The 18,793-nt window shown below is 52.2% G+C and carries 14 protein-coding genes and 8 pseudogenes; 9 read left to right on the forward strand and 13 right to left on the reverse strand.

The genetic code is table 11. The features are described 5' to 3' along the window. Nucleotides 1–1,167: metal-dependent hydrolase family protein (locus AC2FLP_RS17855; RefSeq protein ID WP_496685279.1), on the reverse strand; the 1,167-nt coding region annotated here is incomplete at its 3' end. 540 nt (nt 1,168–1,707) lie between these two features. On the opposite strand from AC2FLP_RS17855, the gene AC2FLP_RS17860 reads away from it, so the two are divergent. From AC2FLP_RS17860 to AC2FLP_RS17875, 4 genes and pseudogenes are all read left to right on the forward strand, one after another. Then, a complete protein-coding gene (locus AC2FLP_RS17860; protein WP_496685368.1) occupies nt 1,708–3,363 on the forward strand; it encodes a transposase in 1,656 nt (551 codons plus the stop codon). Beyond that, nucleotides 3,341–4,195 carry a TniB family NTP-binding protein gene (locus tag AC2FLP_RS17865; protein WP_496685282.1) on the forward strand — a complete coding sequence of 285 codons (855 nt, stop codon included), beginning with the start codon at nt 3,341–3,343 and terminating at the stop codon, nt 4,193–4,195. Before AC2FLP_RS17860 ends, AC2FLP_RS17865 begins: the two co-directional genes overlap by 23 nt. Beyond that, nucleotides 4,195–4,545: pseudogene (locus tag AC2FLP_RS17870) on the forward strand (TniQ family protein); the annotation flags it as partial. The gene AC2FLP_RS17865 and the pseudogene AC2FLP_RS17870, both read left to right, overlap by 1 nt. A gap of 339 nt (nt 4,546–4,884) precedes the next feature. Continuing rightward, nucleotides 4,885–5,130: a hypothetical protein gene (locus AC2FLP_RS17875; RefSeq protein WP_496685373.1), complete on the forward strand. Its 246-nt coding sequence runs from the start codon at nt 4,885–4,887 to the stop codon at nt 5,128–5,130. Here AC2FLP_RS17875 and AC2FLP_RS17880 read toward each other — a convergent pair. The 3 genes and pseudogenes from AC2FLP_RS17880 to AC2FLP_RS17890 form a co-directional block, all read right to left on the reverse strand. Continuing rightward, the gene (locus AC2FLP_RS17880; RefSeq protein WP_496685284.1) at nt 5,127–5,897 is read right to left on the reverse strand and encodes an IS110 family RNA-guided transposase; all 771 of its coding nucleotides are present in this window, start codon (nt 5,895–5,897) and stop codon (nt 5,127–5,129) included. The genes AC2FLP_RS17875 and AC2FLP_RS17880 overlap by 4 nt on opposite strands. Nucleotides 5,898–5,965: 68 nt before the next feature. After that, a pseudogene (locus AC2FLP_RS17885) lies at nt 5,966–6,202 on the reverse strand (transposase domain-containing protein); the annotation flags it as partial. Between the two features lie 77 nt (nt 6,203–6,279). After that, nucleotides 6,280–6,879: pseudogene (locus AC2FLP_RS17890) on the reverse strand (IS6 family transposase); the annotation flags it as partial. An 84-nt stretch (nt 6,880–6,963) separates the two neighbouring features. On the opposite strand from AC2FLP_RS17890, the pseudogene AC2FLP_RS17895 reads away from it, so the two are divergent. Both AC2FLP_RS17895 and AC2FLP_RS17900 read left to right on the forward strand, forming a co-directional pair. After that, nucleotides 6,964–7,089, forward strand: a pseudogene (locus tag AC2FLP_RS17895) (helix-turn-helix domain-containing protein); the annotation flags it as partial. Between the two features lie 117 nt (nt 7,090–7,206). After that, nucleotides 7,207–7,989 (forward strand): bestrophin-like domain, encoded by a 783-nt coding sequence (locus tag AC2FLP_RS17900; protein WP_496685287.1) that lies wholly within the window; start codon nt 7,207–7,209, stop codon nt 7,987–7,989. A 187-nt stretch (nt 7,990–8,176) separates the two neighbouring features. Here the strand turns inward: AC2FLP_RS17900 and AC2FLP_RS17905 are convergent, their stop codons facing one another. Further along, on the reverse strand, nt 8,177–8,476 hold the full coding sequence (locus tag AC2FLP_RS17905; RefSeq protein ID WP_496685290.1) for a hypothetical protein: 300 nt from the start codon (nt 8,474–8,476) through the stop codon (nt 8,177–8,179). 425 nt (nt 8,477–8,901) lie between these two features. On the opposite strand from AC2FLP_RS17905, the gene AC2FLP_RS17910 reads away from it, so the two are divergent. Then, the gene (locus AC2FLP_RS17910) at nt 8,902–9,420 is read left to right on the forward strand and encodes a hypothetical protein (RefSeq protein WP_496685292.1); all 519 of its coding nucleotides are present in this window, start codon (nt 8,902–8,904) and stop codon (nt 9,418–9,420) included. A 99-nt stretch (nt 9,421–9,519) separates the two neighbouring features. On the opposite strand, the pseudogene AC2FLP_RS17915 reads toward AC2FLP_RS17910, so the two are convergent. Beyond that, a pseudogene (locus tag AC2FLP_RS17915) lies at nt 9,520–9,771 on the reverse strand (integrase core domain-containing protein); the annotation flags it as partial. On the opposite strand from AC2FLP_RS17915, the pseudogene AC2FLP_RS17920 reads away from it, so the two are divergent. Then, nucleotides 9,745–9,813, forward strand: a pseudogene (locus AC2FLP_RS17920) (hypothetical protein); the annotation flags it as partial. The pseudogenes AC2FLP_RS17915 and AC2FLP_RS17920 sit on opposite strands and share 27 nt — an antisense overlap. A gap of 188 nt (nt 9,814–10,001) precedes the next feature. Here AC2FLP_RS17920 and AC2FLP_RS17925 read toward each other — a convergent pair. The 5 genes and pseudogenes from AC2FLP_RS17925 to AC2FLP_RS17945 form a co-directional block, all read right to left on the reverse strand. Then, the gene (locus AC2FLP_RS17925; RefSeq protein WP_496685295.1) at nt 10,002–10,538 is read right to left on the reverse strand and encodes a hypothetical protein; all 537 of its coding nucleotides are present in this window, start codon (nt 10,536–10,538) and stop codon (nt 10,002–10,004) included. 174 nt (nt 10,539–10,712) lie between these two features. Then, a protein-coding gene (locus tag AC2FLP_RS17930; RefSeq protein ID WP_496685298.1) for an IS3 family transposase occupies nt 10,713–11,866 on the reverse strand; the annotation gives its coding sequence in 2 pieces (ribosomal slippage) (nt 10,713–11,599 and nt 11,599–11,866; 1,155 coding nt in all). Between the two features lie 172 nt (nt 11,867–12,038). Next, entirely contained in the window at nt 12,039–12,878 is an 840-nt protein-coding gene (locus AC2FLP_RS17935) for an outer membrane protein (RefSeq protein ID WP_496685301.1), read from the reverse strand. Between the two features lie 147 nt (nt 12,879–13,025). Next, nucleotides 13,026–13,376, reverse strand: a pseudogene (locus tag AC2FLP_RS17940) (IS30 family transposase); the annotation flags it as partial. Nucleotides 13,377–13,921: 545 nt separating this feature from the next. Beyond that, a complete protein-coding gene (locus AC2FLP_RS17945; RefSeq protein ID WP_496685304.1) occupies nt 13,922–14,965 on the reverse strand; it encodes an alpha/beta hydrolase in 1,044 nt (347 codons plus the stop codon). 258 nt (nt 14,966–15,223) lie between these two features. Between AC2FLP_RS17945 and AC2FLP_RS17950 the strand changes: the two genes are divergently transcribed. Continuing rightward, on the forward strand, nt 15,224–16,918 hold the full coding sequence (locus tag AC2FLP_RS17950) for a sulfatase-like hydrolase/transferase (protein ID WP_496685307.1): 1,695 nt from the start codon (nt 15,224–15,226) through the stop codon (nt 16,916–16,918). A gap of 289 nt (nt 16,919–17,207) precedes the next feature. Here AC2FLP_RS17950 and AC2FLP_RS17955 read toward each other — a convergent pair. Further along, nucleotides 17,208–17,423 (reverse strand): annotated as a pseudogene (locus AC2FLP_RS17955) (DDE-type integrase/transposase/recombinase); the annotation flags it as partial. 625 nt (nt 17,424–18,048) lie between these two features. Next, complete coding sequence (locus AC2FLP_RS17960) at nt 18,049–18,786, reverse strand: polysaccharide lyase family protein (protein WP_010443840.1); 738 nt, start codon at nt 18,784–18,786, stop codon at nt 18,049–18,051. Nucleotides 18,787–18,793: the final 7 nt, after the last annotated feature.

The raw sequence follows: 18,793 nt of genomic DNA on the forward strand, positions 1-18,793 counted from the left end.
CGGGCCTGAGAGTTTGAGCAGTTCAGCATTGGTTGAAGTCGCCATTTTCAGCACCTCGTATGGCGTGTACCAGCGCTGCAATTTGGCAAGGAACGCGCCTTGACGTTCGGCCAGTTTGGGATCGAACAGGATATCGGTGCCAAAGGCGACTTTCACGCCAACTTCTTTCGCCGTTTTGTAGGTGAAATCTGTACCGTTGGTGACGTCGATCCATTTCTGCTGGCTAACAGGGTCGTCGAAAGAAAAGCCATCCTCGTCATCCAGCAGGGGCTGCACTGACAACCAAACTTCATTGTCGCGCATCAGTTCCATCGTTTCGCGGCTCATCAAGAAGCCATGCTCGATGGACTTAACGCCAGCGGCAACGGCAATTTCCACGGCCTCGTCCGTGAAGACATGAGAAGCAACATAGGTGTTGTAGGTGTCGGCCACCTCTACGAAAGCCTCGATTTCGGCCTTGGTATATTGGCGTACATCCAGAGGGTCATAAGTGGATGACACCCCGCCACCGGTGGAAATCTTAAGCTGGCTTGCGCCCATGCGCATGATTTCACGCGCGCGTTTGACCACTTCCGGAACACCATCAGCCTGCGCCATCAAACCAACGCTGTACCAGTACCATTGCGAATCCGCGCCGTTCGTCGGAACCGCTTGGTAGGGGCGATAGTCAAAGTGGCCGCCGGTTTGTGTCACGGGTGGGCCGGACGGCAGGATACGGGGGCCTTCGATCTCGCCTGCGTCAATCATCCGTTTTATGGCAAATGAATTGCCGCCAACGTCGCGCACCGTTGTAAAGCCGCGCATTAACGTGCCTTCGGACCCGATGGCACCCCGCACCGCGACTTCAAGAATATCGCCGGTCACAACCACACTCTGCGGATTGCAACAGTAAAGCGTGTGCCAGTGTACGTCGATCAGGCCCGGCATCAACGTGCGCCCGCCGCCGTCGATCACGATACCATTGGCGACGGCGAGGGGTTCTGAGGACACATCTGTGATCAGATTGTCGGTTACAACGACATTGGCATTTGTAATCATTTTCTCATTCACACCATCAAACACGTTGACGTTTGTGAACAGTATCGGCCCCCCATCCTGGGAGAGCGCTTGCGAACTGGCTATAGTGAGAAAAACCGACGAAACCGCCGCAAGTTTGGGAAAATGCATTCTAATTTCCTCAGAAAATTCTGTCGGAGAAACCATCCCAGCGGAAGCAAGCTTTTTCAAGGATTCCCTCACTTTTCTGCAAGGTCGGCTTTGTCCGCACTGCCGACCTCTGGCGCGCTTGGAGGCCTTTGATGGCTGACGGAAGTTGTCAGATGACCGCTCTGAGCCCCCATTCACAAATTCCGCATGCCGCATGAATGACCGCTTTGCAAGGCACCTGCTGCCAACTCGCACCCGCTGCCTGCGGTGCCTCGTCAGAAAGACCGCAGGAACCTCAATTCAACCGTTTGGTCGCTCCGCCGCCGCCAACATTCAGGCAGTCCGGACTGAAATAGAGCCCGCCGCTACTGAACTCCGACAGGATGCCCTGTTTGCCGTTCATCGCGTGTGTCACTGTGCCTTTAATTGCTGGACGCTGGTTTTAAAAAGTTGAGCAAAATCAGTGCTTGATTGTGCCTTTAATTTCTGGACTGTATCATTAATTACCGGACTGTGCCCTTAATTCCCGGACGGAGTGTCCTGTGGATAAGTCGCGTGGGGATGATCTTGTCTAATGAAATAGAGAACCCAGAAGAAAGAGCGCTCGCAGTTGAACGGGCCAATGCGTTGCGTCCAATACTGGAACTTGAGGAGTCAGGGCAAGATATAGGACCGCTACTGTTGGAAGCGGCCAAGATTATGGGCGTTTCGAGAAGCACCGCTTGGGATTTTTACCGCCGTCTTAAGATTAATGATGGGCGCGCGAGCTCCTTACTCCCTAAACGACGCGGTCCGAAGCATGGCTCACGTCGCCTGGAGCCAGATGTAGAAAGCACTATCGAGCGCGTTCTACGTCAACACTATCTCGTTCCAGAACCCCCAAGCTTTCTGAGGATCGTCAGCGAGATCCGGGCAGAGTGCGCGGCGAGAGGCTATCGCCTTCCCACTCGGCGTACGATCAAGTCGCGTGTCGACGCTATGGATCAACGCGAGGTGATGCGGAAACGGAAAGGCGCAAAGGCGGCGAGGCAAGTTTTCGAGCCGAGGGTAGGGGCCTTGAATGTGGAGCGCCCTTTAGACGTTGTCCAAATCGATCACACTCTGGCTGACATCATTCTTGTCGATCAATTCGAGCGTAAACCTTTGGGGCGACCCTGGTTGACTCTCGCCATCGATGTCGCGACTCGCGTTGTTCTGGGCGTACATGTGAGTTTTGATACACCGTCAGTCTTGTCCATCGGTTTGTGTCTGCACCATTGCGTGCGAACGAAGTCGATCCGGGCGCCAGAGATACTGGAGGAGTTGTATTGGCCTGCTGCTGGGATTCCGCAAGCCGTTCATGTTGACAACGGGCGGGATTTCCGAAGCAACGCCTTCCAGTCGGCCTGTGCAGATTGGGGAATCTCAATCGAGTACAGGCCACCAGGTCGCGCGCATTATGGCGGCCATATCGAACGTCTTATAGGGACAACCATGGGCGCAGTTCATGTACTTCCGGGAACAACGCAATCATCCCCCAAGGACAAGGGGGATTACGACAGCTCTGACAATGCGGCGATGACGTTGGAGGAGTTCGAGGATTGGCTGCACTTGGAGATATGTCGCTATCACAATACCCGTCACAGCGGATTGGGGAGAGCACCGCTGGCGGCTTGGGCAGATCTCGGTGGTGATGGCGCAGGCAGAAAGGTCGTTGATACCGAGGCGTTACGCATCAGCTTTCTTCCTTCCGAACGTCGTCAGTTGGCGCGAACCGGGATCAAGCTGTTTTCTGTCGGCTATTGGAGCGACGCATTTGGTCCAATGATCGGCCGTGGCGTCGGGAAGGTTACTGTAAAATACGACCCTCGCGATATGTCCCAGATTTGGGCTGTAAATGACGAAGGACGGACCATAGTAGCGCGCTACAAGAATCTGTCGCGGCCACGGATTTCGCTTTGGGAGTCGCGGCGTGCGCGTGCGATATTTCACGAACGCCACGGCGGGACGATCCCGGAGGCGATGCTGTTTCAAATTATTGAAGAACAAAGGCGCATCGCGCACGCGGCAAAGCAGCAAACCCTGGCGGTGCGGCTGGAGGGTGAACGTCAAGCGCGACTTCCTAACGACAAAACCAGACGCGATCCATCCCGCGAGATGTTCGCGATCGATACCAATAATCCGGATCTTCCTACCTACCCGATAGATGACATTCATGGAAACAAACGAAAGACTTAACCTGGTCCGCAGTGACCGGTGGATCGCATTCGATCGCGCAAATATTGTACTCAACAGGCTCAATTCTCTCATGGAGATGCCAAGACAGTCCCGGATGCCTGGCCTTATGGTTTACGGTAGTTCAGGGATAGGAAAGACCATGATCGCTAAGCGAATGGAAAGCCTGTACCCAACTCAATACGAAGCAGATATTGGCGTTACCCAAACACCGATCCTGTTATTGCAGGCGCCACCCGCCCCTGATGAAAGGCGTTTCTATCAGCACATTCTGGCATCAATCGGTGCGCCCATGTGGGGGCGGCACACAGTGTCCGAACTGGAGGTGCGCGCCCTCAGCCACTTGCGCGACATGGACCTGAAGATGATCATGATCGACGAAGTCCACAACTTGCTGGCGGGCAGCTATCGCGAGCAACGGCGTTTCCTGAATATGCTGCGGTTCCTCGCTAATGATCTCTGTGCATCTCTCGTCGTCTTTGGTGTGAATGAAGCGGTCGACGCCATTCGCGGCGATGAACAACTGGCCCGGCGTCTGGACGAGCATTTCTTGCCGTTCTGGGAAGACGATATCGAATTCTCTCGTCTTATCCAGACGCTGATTGCTGCGATGCAATTGGAACGCGGGTCCAGCCTCAGTGTGCATTCGCTTCGAACCATTCTGGGTGTGACAGGCGGTGTTACGTCGCGAGTATTCACAATGGTCAAGGCGCTTGCGATAGACGCTATCGAGACAGGCGAGGAGCGTATCACGGATGAGGCGGTTCAAGCCTGGCAACCGATCTGGGCCAAGCACAGCTGGAACATTCGAAGACAGGCCGTTCCGGCGTTTTAGTGACTATTCTTCCGCTGCCGAGGCGTCCTCCGCCGCTACAAGACGAATTGTTATCAAGTTGGGTCACCCGGCTTGCTGAAGCCAATTATTGCTCTGTTCCTGAATTACTTGGCTATCTCGGGCTTTCGGGTGATAAGCCGCCGGAGACCAGTCACGATCTGCGAGGCGCAAATTTCGATCGGTTCGGTACTCTGGCTCATCTGCCGTCGAGTGACATACAGGGCATGTTGCTCAAGCGTCGCGCAGGGTTTCCAGTCGAATGTGTGCCCTGTTCAGACTTTCAGTACTGTCCGACATGTACGCGGAAAGTGCCTGGAGTTTCCCTGCGGCACTGGCGCTATGCTTGGTCTATGATCTGCAATTCCTGCGGTACTGGCCTGTTACCTCTCGGCACGGCGCCAGGTGCAGAGTTTAAAGTTCCCTTACGGTTGGAAGTCCGAGCTTTGAAGGGCGCAGCGTGGTTGGAGCAACTGTATTGGCGCGGAAGTCAGCATGTTGTTAGGCAATTGGACTTGGCGCTACAGGTTGTACGGGTACTTGCGCCAGAACTTCGTCACGCGGGGCTTTGCTCCAAATCCCGCCATGACCGGTATACTATGCTCGCTGCTGTTCACCTATTGATGACGCGACCATTGGTGGCCGTATCTATTGCGATGCGACGTGATCCTTCAGCACGAGATAGGCTACGCATGGCATTCCCTGTTCAACGCAATTTATTGGATCAACTCGTTCACCTTTCATGCAGTTCGCCAACCCCGGCGAAAGATGATCGCAAAATTCAGAAGGCCTGGTTCCCGGCACGAAAACCGGACAACACAACTAAACCCGATTTTCTGGCGGCGGCTAAAAAAGCAATCGAACAACTCGGTGTGAATGCGGACCGTGCGGAGTTGCTCCGATGCGCGGATCGCACCCTCGAAAAAAGTCGCCGCTAGCCTGTGGATATCCGAGAATTAAGGGCACAAAACCGGGCCAAATGTCCGGCAATGTATTTGCGTCCAGTAATTAAGGGCACAGTGACAACGGCACTCACGGGTCCAACGCCCGGGATTGTCATCAACCGCTGGCAGGCTTCATCGTCATTTGCATGGCGCGCCATTTCTTTGCTCAGCGCTGCCACTTGCCGTAGGGCCACTGTCCGCAAGTCGAGCAAAGGCAGGATGATCTTGGACAAGACTGGCCGATCTTTCAGGATTGCATGGATCCGCTCCTCGTAGGTTTGAAGGTGCGTTGGCAGCCGCAGTCCGAAACTGGCCAAAAGACCGCGTATCGTGTTTTCGACATTCACACGTGACTTCAATGCTACTTCCCGGGCTTTTAGCAAGGCCCGCCGCTCCTGGGCGATCCGGCTCTTGACCTCGACCTTCCTATAGAACCCCGTCCTTGCAAGCTCTGCCAACATGGCGGCATCGTTGGCGTCCGTCTTGTTGTGCATCTGGCTGAGAACAGCGTGAGCCTGGCGTGCATCAATGCAAACCATCGGCAGACCCCGATCCGACAGCTCAGTATAAAGCCAGTTCGCCATTCGACCGGTTTCGAGGACGACGCATTGAATGGATCCAACGTATTTGCGCAGTGCCCGGTAAATGACATCCGGGTCAGTGACTTTCTTAACGGCAAATACAGGGTCACCGTTCTCGTCGCAGATACAAATCGATGTCTCGGCTTTTGAGACATCGAGTCCAACAAAACACTGTTCCATCTTGCTCTCCTTTTGCTGTTTCGGTGCCATCATGCACCGGCCAAGAGAGCTGTCGCTCAATTACTCAGAGTCTCATCCATGCGCCATGAACGGTCGGCGGGACGCTTCTTATACCGCGAAGCATCAGCTACAAGACCGGCGTATCGGCTCACCCAACGGTTCAGCGTCGCGTGATCCAGTTCAACACCACGTTCCGCCATGATTTCTTCCAGGTCCCGGTATGACACGCCGTATCGAAGATAGAAGAAAACGGCGTACAAAATCACTTCTTTCGGAAAATGCGCGCCCTTGAATGAGATCGTCACGGTCTGCTCCTGCTATTTTGAGCACGCGCTACCAGAACTACGCTCGACCTGATAGGTGGTGACATAGATTGCGACAGAACCCCTGAAAGAGTTGCAGATGCAGATTCAAATGACTTGAAGCCAAGCATCGGGCGAGTTCGTCTTTTGATGAACCTGTGATCTTGCTCCACGATGTTATTTAGGTATTTCCGCCTCACCATCTCAATTGGGATCGGGCAACCAAAACCATTGAGCATCTTGTTTATGGCTTTGATACCAGCTGTGTTGGCGCCGCTTTTGTCGATGACGATTTTTTCCGGTAGACCATTGATCTCCAACATCCGGGCGAAGAACTTTGTCGCGGCCGGTTTGTTTCGACGTTGTGAGAGCATGAAATCGAGAGTTTTGCCGTGTTTATCGACCGCCCGGTAGAGGTAAACCCATGATCCCTTTACTTTAATATAGGTTTCGTCCATTCGCCAGGAGCGGTTGCATGGGCCTTTGCGTCGGCGTGCTGTTTCAGCGATTGCGCAAGAGTATCGTGTCACCCAGCGGTTCAATGTGGTGTGATCGACGGAAACACCTCGCTCCGCCATGATCTCTTCCAGATCGCGGTAGGAAACACCGTATCGAACGTAGAAGAATACTGCGAACAGGATCACATCTTTCGGATACTGTGCACCTTTGAAGGAAATCATGAGCTGGCTTTCGACTTGATATAACCGACAGTCATTCACTCGTTAATTCCGAAAGCGTCAGTGGCCAAGAGTTTGCAACGGAACCAGCTGGAGATCATCCGCCTCGTCGAAGGGTCGCATCTGCCGATCAGGTGTACGTTGGACAAACTCGGCATCCCCAGAACCACTTTCTATCGCTGGTATGACCGATATTTGGCTGGCGGCCCCGAAAACCATCGTTCAAATGGACCAAAGGCCGGTCATGCACTAACAATCAAATTGGACCACACAAGTGGGGCTGATCACTTTCTAGATCCGGTGCAAGATAGCTGAGAAAGGACCTTCGCGATGATTTCTGACTATCTCTGGATCTGGCCCGTTGGGTTTGCGCTGATCGTGGGTGGGGGGCACTATCTGCTACGTCCTATGTATCAGGAGCCTCTAACAGACGAAACAAAGGAGTTTCTTGCTACAGCTGGATTTAGGATCGGTTCATTACATGCCCTGGTAGCTTCTCTCGCGTTCAGCGCAATTATCACTGAGCAAGAAGAACTTACAAAGACGGCACAGGTGGAAGCGCTAGCGATCGAACGACTTTATTTAAGTCTATCAGAGGCAGGTCGAGCCGAAGAGCGTGCAGCGCGAAAAGAACTTGTAACATACATTGAACAAGTTTTGACATTAGAACATCCTCTACTTGTTGAAGAAGCTGTAAGCGTTGATGCAGGCTATTCTCTGCGGCGACTGGACATTGCCCTAAAGGCGGCATTTAGTAGTCGTGAATCAGAAAAAGCTTCTGCGTTTGTTTTTGAAGATTACAGGACGATCGAAATGGCGCGAGGTCAACGATCTTTCGGCGGTTATAGCCCTTTACCGGTAGCATTGAAATTTGTGGTGCTAATAGGTTTCTTGGGTACTTTAGCTTGTATGATTGGGTTTAATGCAGGACCGGTGATATCGAGCGGGATCGCAGCATTCTCAGCTATCAATGGAGTCGTGATCGGTGCGCTTTGGATATCTCAGTATCCATTCTCTGCTCACATATCGTCTATATCAGCGCCTTTTCACACTGTCTATGAACGAAGCATTCTCGAAGAGAAAATGCTCCAGAAAACGGATTGTCGACCATGATATTGCCCAAACTTCACAAGATATTCGAGAAACCTTAAACTGGCGCACCTTAGGCTCTGGGTGTCAATGAGCGTTCAAAACTGGCTCTGGCTCAAAGTTGATGCACCCTGGTGCTTATGACGCCGTGACAAGGCGGGCTCAGGCAAATCGATGTTCGCGCGGCCATACATCTGGCGTTTCAGCGTTTTCAGCCGATTGACTTGGTCCTCGGTTTGCCCATTCGATCATGTTTCCGCAGCGCAGCTGCAACCGCGCCGTAGGCCGCAGGCGAAGGATCCAGCCTGCTGTTTTCGGCCGCGTCGAGCCAGACTGCCAAATCGTCCTGGCGTGCGTTGCGCATCATGTCGGTGAAGCGATCTGTGAGTACCCGAGCGGTTGCCAAAGCCGGCAATGCAGCTTCGATCCGCGCGACCTTGATCGCATCAGCCCTGCACAGGTGGTCCCGCCCGATGGCCAGGAGCCGCGCGATCCCGCGGGCGGGCTGCAACTTTCTTGTTCCGGATGGCATCGCTTGCTCGGAGCAGTACTGGCGCGCCCAATCCCGAAATACCGGCACATCTTACCCACTGATCCGATCTGTTCAGCGTGCTCTAGAACACGCAATTCACGACGGATCTCTCGCTTGTCCTCTGTCATCGATTACATCCTCCTTCTCCAAATTGGAGCTTAAAGAAGATGTCTCGCAGGTACGTACATATCTACGCTCTTGGCCATTCTGGATCGTCTCTTTCTTCATGCGATCCACCTAAAACACTGGTCCGGTTGGCCGCGGCCACCTCTGCTACGAGCAGTCTAGCGGTTGGGCACACAGGGTGAAACTGGCTATTTGCAGCTTGGCGGTCAGACGATTTGGTTCTAAGTTGAAAAGGCTGAGATTTTCTTGATAGGTTTATCTAAAAGAGTTTTCAGCTAATGATCGTCAAAGGGAGCCCGCTGGAAGATTTCATGAACCTCAAATGCTGTAGTTTGCCCTTCTTGATTTTAGCGGCCGGTTGTATGTTGTGTCTGTCAACACTACCATCCTTGGCTGAGCCGTCGGAAAATGCTTGCCCCGAAAACCTTACAAAATCGGGTACGTTTCTTTTTGATGGTGAATCACAAGCTTTTTTTGTGGGCTACCGATGGGGACAAGGAGTCTTAACTCTAACAAATGGTCAAGAGTTTGAGTTTTCAGCACGCGGGCTAAAGTTTGGTGAAGTTGGTGCAAGGGAAGCTCGAATAACTGGCGATGTTTATGGGTTGGAATCTTTGGAAGACTTCATTGGTCACTATCATGGTACCGCTGGCGGAGCGCTTACACTAGTTGGTCGAAGCGAAATACAACTGGTCAATTCGCAATGCGTGACACTCGTGGCCAAAACCAAGGAATCGGGATGGAACTTTTCTCTTGAGGCGGATCAGGGTTTGGTCATCCAGTTTTCAGATAACTAAGCAATTGGTCCGAATGATTGCAGTGTTTTGAGGCTTTGAGAGTGCAAGGTACCGCTTACCTACCTAACCTGCTCTCCAAAATACTATCACCCCGTTTGATCATAGGCCAGTCATGCAACAACAAAGTGTTGATGAGCCCCACCTAAATGATCCAGTATGAATGTAGTGCATGATCGGTCTGGGTTCCATCGTGACGATAGTTTCCGGAGCCGGCGGGCAATAGCCCAAGGCGCTATTTGGTCGTTGAGTGTTGTAGTGTTTCCTCCATTCTTCGATTAGGATTTGCTCCTCACCGGTGCCTTGCTCGACCGGCTGACCCACCACGTCAGCATTCTGGAGATGAACGCGGAAATCTATCGCTTGGCACAGAGCAGGGCTCGGTTGAACTCCTAAAACATAAAAAATTGGTCCTGACGGACCAAGACGCCCCGGCAACCGGCAGCTATTTGGGCGCGCGTTTGCCAAGGCTCCGATCACCCAAACAGTGGCCAGCTTTCTCACCGCCGATGACAATTCCAAATCATTCGATGACGGACATCCGTGCATATCTACAGGGGCGGCATCGAACCGAGAAAGTCCAACTACCTGGAAGCATCCAACGAAGCGAGCAATGCTCGGGCATACGCGTTTAGTACGTTGTTATAGTCATCTGTGAGCGATGTCGTTGCAGCTGTTGCAGCTCCGATGGGGCCAGGTCCACGTAGTTGTTCCGCGGTTGCTTTGACCTCAACCGGTTCCACAATGAATGCACCAGTTTCTGCATCGGTTACGGATACAACACTCTCAATGTAACTTGTACCAGCAAGCACTCGATCAACCGGGCGCGCAAGATAGACCCTCTCTACATCAACATTAATGTTTGCTGGAAGTCCGTCAGGCACCGATCGTTTTTCAGCCTCTGCCGTGACGGCGCGTCGGATGTCTTCTTGCAATTGGGCGGTAGTTCTATTGATGGAGCGGCCTTCGGTCGTCACTCTAAGATCGCTGACATCCACAACTACCGAGTCTAAATTCAACGGCCCAGTTTCTTTCTGAGACCGTTCAATTTCTGTGATATTTGAACAGGCAGTCAGGAGCACCGCAGCTGTAATTGTAAAGAGTGTTCGCTTCGTTATCATATCAGTTCCTTTTGACTTTTGAGCCTCTAAGAGCAGCGCTGGTGGTAATCTCTTTATCTAGCCTATGCTTAGCTATCAACGGTCAGTTTATGGCTATGCTAAAAAACTGTTGGGCAACACCAAACCTTGATTATGTGAGCTACTCCCCAATGTTTGGACAGGTTTCGGCTTAATTTAAGCTACTCTTTGCTCCTGCTGATCGGTTTGGGTTTCTTCTTTTCTCAGCCAATAGACCACGGCTGGGGGTTTGCCGCCAAGGGCGGAGTGTGGGCGGTTGCGGTTGTAGAAATCGATCCATTTCCCAATGCCCGCCTTCGCCTCTGATCCGGTCTCCCAGGCGTGCAGGTAGACGCATTCGTATTTCAACGACCGCCAGAGCCGCTCGACGAAGATGTTATCGAGGAACCGGCCTTTGCCATCCATCGAGATACGCACTCCGGATCGGCGCAGCCGGTCGGTCCAGGCAAACGAGGTGAACTGGCTGCCCTGATCTGTATTCATGATCTCCGGTGAGCCAAACCTGGCGATGGCCTCGTTCAGTGCTGCGTCGCAGAAGTCGGCTTCCAGCGTGTTCGAGATGCGCCAGGCCAGCACCTTTCGGGTGTGCCAGTCCATGATGGCTACCAGATACAGAAAGCCCCTGCGCATCGGCAGATACGTGATGTCGGCACACCAGACCTGATTGGGGCGCTCCACCCGTAGGCCACGCAGCAGATAGGGATAGGTCTTATGCCCTTTCGCCGCTTTGCTGGTGTTTGGTTTCTGATAGATTGGCATCAAGCCCATCAGCCGCATCAAGAGTCGGATGCGCTTCTCGTTCACCAGATGGCCTTCGTTTCGCAGGTGCCAAGTCATTTGCCGGACGCCAAAGAACAGTGTTTCCAGAAACTGCTCATCGATCTGGCGCATTAACATCAGATTCATCGCTGTCTCACCCTTGGGCATGTAGTAAAACGATGACCGCGAGATCGACAACAGCTTGCACTGTTTGCCAATCGACAGGTTGGTATTGGCAGGCTCGACCATCTCGCACCTCACTTGCCGATCCACGGCTTGAGCTTTCGTGACAAAAAATCGTTGGCGACGGCCAACTCCCCGATCTTCGCGTGCAGTTCTTTTACTTGCTCCTCGCCGATCTCTGGGGGCTTCTTTCCGCCACGCTCGAACACGCCGGACGCGCCTTCCAGAAGCGCCCGTTTCCAGCTGTGGATCATCGTTGAGTGAACGCCAAACTGGCTCGCCAACTCAGCAACAGTTCGCTCGCCCTTCAAAGCCTCGAGCGCGACTTTCGCTTTGAACTCGAGCGAATGGTTCTTCCGTTTCGACATCTCTGATCTCCTCTTCGTCGAAGATCAGCAGACAACAAATCGTAGCTTACGTCAGTGTCCGAAATTCAGGGGGTAGCTCATATGTGCATGAAAATTCAGTTTCCGTGAGCGGTTTTGACTTCTCTGCAACCAGTAAGGCGAACCTAACGCACAAGCGGAGAGACGATCAATTCTAGAAGTGGATTGCGAGACCCAAGTATGGCCCGTTCTGATCGATATCGTACGCAAAACTGCCATTCGGGCGCTCGGTCGAATAGTCAATGCCATAAAACTGATAGCCAAAGCGTAGATTTACATTCTCCCAAGCCTGCCAATCGACACCTAGCAAAACCAGATATTGCAGGTCATCTCCGTTGACTCCGAACCCGCTCAGTTCGGCCCGGGCAACTGCGCGCCAATCTTCGTTCAACTCCAAACCATACCGGACACCAACCATCGGCTCGAACCATTCTTCGGTTCCACCAAATGTACTTCCACCTATCGCGTTCCTTAGGTCGACTTCTTGCTTAAGGCGATTCCACTTGACACCAAAGGAAACGTCTGCCGCGTAGCGATGACCTGCCGCATTTATACCATTTGCGAACCGATAGGCACCTTGAAATGAAAAATATGTTTGTTTGATGTCCAATTCTACATCTGTCGTAAGTGGCCCGGGTAGAGTTCCATCTTCCCCAATGTAGACATGATAAAGTTCGGCTTGAATTCCCCAATCTCCATTCCAACCTTCGTATCGAACAGAAGCCGCGCCTTGAAGAAGGTCCAAAATATCGCTTAGTGAAAGGTCAATATCGGCTTCAATTCCGTCAATTTCAGATGTACCTTCTGTAGTGAATGGTAAGAAGAGGTACGGTGTAATTGTATGCCGCCACCCCATTTCAGGATCATTCTGTCGCGGCAAACTCTGGGCGCCCGCTGGGCTACTGGCCAAAACCAAGGTGTTTGCAGTTAGAATGAGGCCGGTAACAATACTCAGGAGTAGTTTCATTTTTGGGGCCTGCAGGAACAGCTTCATGAGTTGTATGCTTAACTCGCATAACTACTCGCGCGACCACAATAAGATTTGACATATCTTTAGGACATGTGCAGTTCGCACAGCATTTTTGCAACTAGGTCTGAGTATTGCAAACAGGTACTGTGAGCGATACTTGAACTGCGACTCCTATTCCTTCTTAGGGTAGGTGCGTTGACCCATCTCTTCCATCATATTCTCCCGGAAGACCTCCGCTGGCGTCTTCCACCCAAGGCATTTGCGGGGCGATGCGTTGAGGCGGTCACTGATCACCTTCAATTCATGATCTGAGACCGGCGTGATGTCGCGCTTCCGTGGCAGCCATCTTCGAGCACGCCGGTTGGTGTTTTCGTCGGTGCCTTTCTGCCAGGAAGAGGCAGGGTCACAGAACCAGGTTTGTGTCCCGGTCTCTGCCTCCAGGTGCGGCCATGAGACGAACTCGGTGCCACGATCAAAGGTAATGGATTTGTGTGCCAGGTGGGGTAGGTCGCACACCTTTGCGTGCCACCCATCCTCAATTCTACGGCGTCCGCCAAAGAACGGAGCTGCAAGTCACCGAACCGGCTGACAACCAAAACCGCCAAACTGGGGAATTTTAACCTGCCCGTTTTGGGGAAATTTGAGATGCCATTGACAGACCCTTGTACTCATCCGACCAACGCCGCTTGCCAGACTGGCCAACCATGACCTCCATCTGGCAAAGCTCCTCCATATGGTGCTCTATGTGGGCTCCCATATCCGACTCCATTGCCAAACTACTCTCGGCAACGGATTCGCAGATCAAGCAACCATTAGGAATGGTGGGATTAAAGCACCGCTTACAGGTCAAGGCGCATTTGCGGCGCATCGGAGCCAGAACCTTCGATGCCTTGTTCGAAGCGTTCGCTGACATTTGCGATCTATTCAACCCAAACGAATGCTGGAACTTCCTCAAAGCTGCAGGATATGCCTCAGGTAAAACGCAAAACGCTTTAGCTATTTAACAAGCACGAGCCTTAACAGAAAAGGCATTTTCGCGTTGCGGGAAGTTTCAGCCGCGCCGCGAACTATTGTTCCCCAATTCCTACAACCTTTAACGTACCATCAATGCTGTTTCCGACTTTACGTCCCAGAGAGTAACGCGCCTCATTGGAAAAGCTGGAGTTTTGGTTGAGAGCTGAACCGATAAGCTGGACTATTTCAGGCGAATCTTTGAACTTCGAATGAGCCAGTGAATTTGGATCTTCGACTGCGCTAAGATCAATGGCGTTAACACCCAAGCCTGCCAGAGTTTCCACTGGTGTCTGGCCGACCCGGTCGACACCCCCCGCTACCCGCCGACTGGCGGCAAGTGCTTTATCGTCTTCCGAAACGAGCACCACAAATCGTCTGTATCGTTCCGGGAACTGATTTATCTGCGAGACGAAGAGATCGAGGTCGATATCTGGTGCTGCAAGAACAACATTGTTAGCCTTTCCGGTTGGATTAAGTCCGGTGGTAATCGAAATTTGACGCCCAGCCTCCATAACTAAGAAAGTACCCATAGAGTGAGCTACCAAATCGTAGCCTTCTATCGCCGAATTCTCCATGATGGCGAACATACTGATCAAATGGTCGCGTGCGATAAGCGCACTGTTGATATCGTAAACATATTTTGTGGTCTGCCCACGCGACGGCCAAGTGAAGAGGATCGGAGTACCCTTGTAACCCGTGTCCTCAACAAACTGTGCCATTTGAAGTACTGCGCTGGTCAAGTTTGTGTTGTATCCGTGTATGAAAAGTAGGACATCGCGATCCGATGCTTTTCGTGACTTGACTTGGGTACTCAAAGATCGCTGGAAATCCAAACTATTCTCAAAACGATGGGGCGTTCGAATAACAAAGTGTTTCCGCGGATCCGTGGGTATCGAATTTGGGCGCTCGATTTTACCCTTCTTATGGGTGGGCGGGACGGTCACGTCCACAGCGGCAAAACTGAGTTCATTAGCCCTTTGGCCGGAAAAGTACTCCGCGGGATCATCGGACACTGCACGTGGCGTAGCAATGTAGATGCGATGTTGCTTCAGTTGCGACACCGCTTCAATGGGCACCGCAGTTTCGACATCGACCAAGTCTCGAGGGCCTCCGCACCCAGCCACTACAATCAGAAGTAATAAGGTTAGAACACGCACAAATTCACTCCAGTTGAAGATGCTTTGGATAGTCGCGAAGAAATTGCTGTTAAATAACCAGTCTACTAGGAGCCAAACATGTGAACAATATTATTAAATTTCTATGATCCACGAACTTTGTTGTTGTCAACATCCAATAGGCTCTCAATACTCAAAGCCGAAATCGTCATGAGAAGAAACTTAAAACTGGAAGCCTCAATGTATCAAAGAGCCAGAGTGTTTTATTCAATTTCCGCTGCGGCGATTGTGACAGCAATGGTGGGGCATCAAGCGTTTGCACAAGACGCCCCGATTGTTCGAGATGCTGAGTACTATATTTTGGAAGCACAGAATGCGGAGCGTTGGACTGAGGAAGATCAGGCTATCGACGAAACGCTAGAATCCTTTAAGGAGGCCAATGGGGGCAAGCCACCAAACGTATTCTACATTCTTATTGATGATATCGGCTTCGGCGACTTGGGAAGCGAAACGCTGAATTCGATAAGAGGCTACAAGACACCTTCGATCAATCAGTTCGCTGATGAAGGTATGCGGCTGGCGCGCATGTACACGGAACCTTCATGCACACCGACACGAGTCGCTTTCATGACCGGTCGGCATCCAGTTAGGAATGGCATGGGGAACACGCAGGTGGAACTGGCGGGTTTCGGTTTGGCAGATGAAGAGGTTACTTTGGCAGAAGTGCTTTCTGACGCAGGGTATAACACCGCGCATGTCGGCAAATGGCACATGGGCGACGTACGACAATCCTGGCCCAACTTTCAAGGGTTTGACTTCGCGGCCTTCCCGATCCACCAGCAAGGTCAGTTGACAATCTACAATGATGATGCCGCTAACGAAGAGGTTTCGGTTGGCATAGGTGACAACAACTACGATGATTTGTTTACCCTCGACCGTTGGTTGAGAACTGACTCAGCTCGTCTCGCCACTGGCGTAGAAGGTATTCGCAATGAGGATGTGCGTGAGGTGCACATGGAGTCGGGAGAGCGTTGGACTGAGGCCAAATATCACGAAATGAACGTACGCTATCAAGAACAAGCGAAGGGACAGCTTCGCGAGCTCGCTGCCCAAGATGAGCCTTTCTTCCTTCAGTATTGGCCGCTCTATCCGCTTACGGGGCCTCGGACGACAACTGAGGAATACACTACACCCAATGGCGGCACCTATGTTGAAAAGATGAAGCTTGTCGATGAATGGGTTGGAGAACTGCTCGCGGAGATGGAGGCGCTCGGTGTTGAGGATAACACAATCGTAATCATTATGGGTGATAACGGGCACTTCACCAAGTATTCGCCCCAATCTGGCTACACCCCAATGGTTTTTAGGGGCGGTAAGGGCTCTACCACCGAAGGTGGAGTAAGGGTAGACGCATTTGTCCGCTGGCCAAACTTAATTGAAGCTGGCTCGGTGGTAGGTGACATGTTCCACGTCTCTGACTTATTCACAACACTCGCGCGAGTGGCTGGCGCAACATCTGGCATTCCGCGAGACCGTATCATTGACGGTATCGACCAGACATCTTTGTTTTTGAATGGTGAGTCTCACGGTCGACGTGACTATGTCTTCCTATACAATATCCACAAACTGGAGGCTGTTGTGAAAGAGCAATTCAAACTAGCCATACCAGGTGGAAATATTGAGAACGCTATTCTAGCAGACTTCTATGACCTCTATCGTGATCCCCAAGAAAGGTACCCCGTATCAACAGAAATCGGAGCTTGGGGCAGTGCGAAGTTTGTGAATATGATTCAGCGGCACTTCCAACGTAAAGAGAAATATCCGGACTCTCCTCCTGGCATTGGAGTCCCATATGAAGGGATAACTAATCTACGTCCAGAAACTGCAGCCGTCGTCGAAGAATTTTTCTTTATGCGACAAACACCTGCTCGATGATATCAGAGCGATAGTTAGGGGTAGTAAACCCCTAGCCGTAAAAAGCGAGCGCAATAACAGGGACCCCTAACTCTCAAAGTAAGCGGTGGCTGCGGCCCGGATCTGTTGCAAACTTTTGGCTGTTGACGAGTTCAAACGCTGCGGGTGGATATCCTTGACGACCTTCTCGCCGTGGCTCTTACGTGTTCCGGGTTTCTGTCTCATCTCCACTCCTTGGCGGTTACGATGTCCCAGAAACCCTCTCTTATCAAATCACCCTAAACTGTCCCAAAGGTGCTGACGTCTGACAGCCACGAAGGATGAACAGATCCGTCAGGGCGTCAATCACGTCGGTCGAGTTCAGCTTCCGCTTCACCCTGATCGCGAGGCACTCTCGACTGTGTTCATCAAGGATATTCAGCGTCCGGAAGGCTTTACCATCATCGGTTCGGCAATGGACGAAATCGTAGCTCCACACGTGGTTGCGATGCTCTGGCCATAACCGAACGCATGAGCCGTCATTTAATCAAACCAAACAGATACGCCAGATCCTCTCTTAGCTCAGGCGGCCATCTGTCCCAAAATCCCTGACGACGGACACCGCACCGCAGCAAACGAGCAAAGCCTGACAAGAAAGGCACTCGCGCTCAGTTCGGTACGCCTCTCTCTGCGCCAGCAACACGTTGTTTTTCAACAATATCGGCCACAGAGCTGGCGTTCGCTGCTAGTGCAGCACTAGACCTCAGCGACGGCGGTAATGCACAGGAAGCGGACTTTAAATCAAATATGCAGTGTTTTGGAACCTTGGATAGCGGCTATGCGGGACTTTCCTGACCTTCGCGGCGCATCGTACCAAGGTCAGCTTCCAAGAGATAGAGCTGTTTTTGGACCCTCTGTGTGCAGCCTCCGCTGCCATGATTGCGAATATCAATACGCCAACTCGACGGATGGCGAAACTGAGCTTTCAAGCTACAAAGTCGGGTGTCCGCCGCCTGCTGCCAATTATCTTACCCAAGAACCGGTTCCCGCTTTTTTTCGAGCGGGTCCGTATATGTAAGGGGGGGATCAAGACGCACGACACGTGACGGACACGGCGCATAGCCGAGAGTATCCGGAACACGAAGGCGCCGGTTTTGCGTGGCCTGCAGCCCTTACCACTCCGAGATTCGGACGTTCCGATATGATACCGAGACGTTGTCGGTGTCAGGGATATTCTTGGCACCGAAGAGGCCATATCTGAACTGAATCTCGCCGCCCTCGGCCATATTGGGTCTGCCAGATGAGTCGGCAATAACCTTTCCATCACATTCGACCACAAACACACCGGGCGTTTTATCCTTGAGGGATTTGCGCGGCGTAGAATCGTATTGGATGCGCACAGAGACCTTGTGCCAGTCACCGAAATCGTCCGCAGAGATGCAGTCGCGTGCTCGGAAGGTGTAGCCATCATTATTCAGTTCGAAACCATAAAGCATATCGGCGCCCGTTTCGAATTGGCCGACGGTCAAACGTGCGTTGAGTGCATTGTAGCTGAAATCCTCCGGAATGAAGATCTCCCACTCGTACATACGCCGGTCTCCGGCGCCAGATGACGATGTTTCGAAGTACTCGATCCTGTTTCGGGAGCGGCCACAATCTGAGGTGTTGCGTTGTAACTCGTCAGAAAAATATTCACGATCGCTGCACTCGCCAGGAAGAAGCCGGAAACTCTCACTTCCGTCCGCATGGCGAACAGGGGCATCTGCACGAGGTGTGGTCAAATCGAAACTCTCGGCAACAGCCGAGTTGGCGAGAAGCAATGCAATTGAAATTGCAAGAATGCGCGGCGGCAGGCCCGCACGTGCAGTTCGCATTAGAAGATGGTTCGCTGTTTTCGTCACACGTTTCATCAAGTAT

It is taken from the genome of Ruegeria sp. CDSA141, from assembly GCF_059612005.1.